Consider the following 2,190-nt stretch of genomic DNA (forward strand, 5'->3'; position numbering starts at 1 on the left):
GTCTCCCTGACAAGGTTCACGTCGACAACGGCGCCGATTTCCGCAGCCGCGCGTTCAAGCGCGGATGTGACGATGCAGGCATCGCCATTGACTGGCGACCACCGGGCACGCCGCGCTTCGGCGGGCATATCGAGCGACTGAAAAGAGGCCGCAAGCGGCCACGATCTTTGTTTGGCCCCCCAAGGGGGGCCGGTGCGCTCCCTCACCTCGGGCATCAAAGCAAGCACGCGAGATTCGGTGTTAACAAGAAAGTTATCGATCTTTGACTCCTCTGAAACAAAAGATAAAGCGAACGATCATCCAAATAAATCTCCTGTGGTGAAGGAACACCTTGCCTCGCTTCGGCAAAGATTTGTATCGTTGAGCGCAACATTTTTCTTGCAATTGTATCGTTTTATGATACATTCTAAACATGATAAAAAGCACCAAAGGCAAGCTGATTGAACGGCTCATATCAGGCGGACCAACAAAAGGGTTTCCATCTGATCTTGTGCGCCGCGCAGAACGCAAACTAGCCCAGATCGACGCCGCGTTGACGATTGAAGATTTACGGATACCACCGTCAAATCATCTTGAGAAGTTGAGCCGCGACCGCAAGGGCCAATATTCGATCCGTATCAGTAAGCAATGGCGAGTGTGTTTTGTATGGGAAGGCGAAGACGCCTTTTTAGCTGAAATCGTGGACTATCACTAGGAGAACATCATGGTTATTTTACACAATCCGGTTCATCCCGGCGAGATCCTCAAGTCTGATTTTTTGGACGAAATGCAATTGACGGCTGGTAAGGTTGCCAAGGCGATCTTTGTGCCGCGCAGCCGGATTGAGCGCATTGTCACGAAACAAATGGGCGTGACGGCTGACACCGCATCGCGACTTGGGCAGTACTTTGGTACGTCCGCAGAGTTTTGGATGAACCTACAGCGCAGCTATGACTTGGCCGTTGCCGCTAAAGACGCCGGCCTGTCCCAAGACTTGAGTCGTATTGAGCGTGTCGCAGTATAATAAAGGAACTAACGACATGGCAGACGCGATAACACATCAGGAAACATGCGAACATTGTGATGGGTGGGGCGTAGTTGAAGATGGTTTGTCCAAGTGCCTTCACTGCGATGGAACCGGTGATAGATTGCTCCCGTCTTCTCGCCGTCAGGACGCGCCTGCGCGTGATGAACGATGCTTTCAGCGCAACATGCAACGCACCACTGGTTGATATCATGAAGGGGGACGCGTGCTGGTGGCGGAGTAGTTTTGGTCCGATGTGCCCAAAGCGCCGTGCAGCTCATCAACCGTCAATCAGTCGCGCACCTCACTTAGCCGAAGCTGTCACACCACCCAAGGGGCTTTCGCGGCATAAGCTGCGCGCGCTTCGCGTGCTCGTTATTCCACGGTCCCCTTGGGTGCCGCGCCATCTCCGTCACATGAGGATTGACGCGCGACCGATCCGACGGCTGACGAGCAAGCCAGACGAGGCGCACTCTGGCCGCTGTCCTGACAAAGAGGCCGCAAGCGGCCACGATCTTTATTTGGCCCCCCAAAAGGGCGGCCGGTGCGCTCCCTCACCTCGGGCATCAAAGCAAGCACACGACAGGCGGTGTGGGCAAGTCAGATCATCGATGGTTGCGCTCAACACCAAGAACACAATCAAGGTAAGGCGGGTGTTGTGCGGGAAATTGCAAAGAAAGAAAGGGCAATGCTCTTGGGTGTTATTTCTACTATTGCGCTGTAATTAAACGATTATTTTCATTTTAACCCTTGCGTAAACGCACTTAAAAGTGCATTATATAAGGGCGCAAAGGGGCAGGATGGGCCTGCCCCGCGCTAGAAGGAGAATAAGAGATGAAAGTCGAAAAACTCGCTCTTATTTTCCAGATTATCGTGGCAATCATGTTGTTCATCAACATCATACACCACTGGTAATCTGGACCGCTGGCCTCTGTTACCGCAGGGGTCAGCGGCACCTTCTTTACCATCGGAAGCGCTTGTTTGCAATGGCGCAGAAAGGTTCCAAATGTCTAAACGTATCGCATATGTTAGTATCACCGTGTCTTGGATCACGCTGATTTTGCTTGTCATCAACACCCTGATGACAGGGTGATATGATGAAGGCCGACGATTTTCTGAATTGGATGGAAAAAGCGAAATGCAGCAGCGCAATCGACGTTGTGCGTGTTTTAGGTGTTGGCCGAAAC

3 protein-coding genes are annotated in these 2,190 nt (G+C 52.3%); all 3 read left to right on the forward strand.

Annotated elements, in window-relative coordinates:
- Positions 1–412 precede the first annotated feature (412 nt).
- The 3 genes from ACFWW2_RS00890 (at position 413) to ACFWW2_RS00900 (ending at position 1,727) form a co-directional block, all read left to right on the forward strand.
- The gene (locus ACFWW2_RS00890) at positions 413–694 is read left to right on the forward strand and encodes a type II toxin-antitoxin system RelE/ParE family toxin (protein ID WP_393925479.1); all 282 of its coding nucleotides are present in this window, start codon (positions 413–415) and stop codon (positions 692–694) included.
- Between the two features lie 9 nt (positions 695–703).
- The gene (locus ACFWW2_RS00895) at positions 704–1,003 is read left to right on the forward strand and encodes a HigA family addiction module antitoxin (RefSeq protein WP_393925480.1); all 300 of its coding nucleotides are present in this window, start codon (positions 704–706) and stop codon (positions 1,001–1,003) included.
- A gap of 544 nt (positions 1,004–1,547) precedes the next feature.
- On the forward strand, positions 1,548–1,727 hold the full coding sequence (locus tag ACFWW2_RS00900) for a hypothetical protein (RefSeq protein ID WP_393925481.1): 180 nt from the start codon (positions 1,548–1,550) through the stop codon (positions 1,725–1,727).
- Positions 1,728–2,190 lie beyond the last annotated feature (463 nt).

The organism is Yoonia sp. R2-816, from assembly GCF_046762905.1.
Lineage (GTDB): Bacteria > Pseudomonadota > Alphaproteobacteria > Rhodobacterales > Rhodobacteraceae > Yoonia.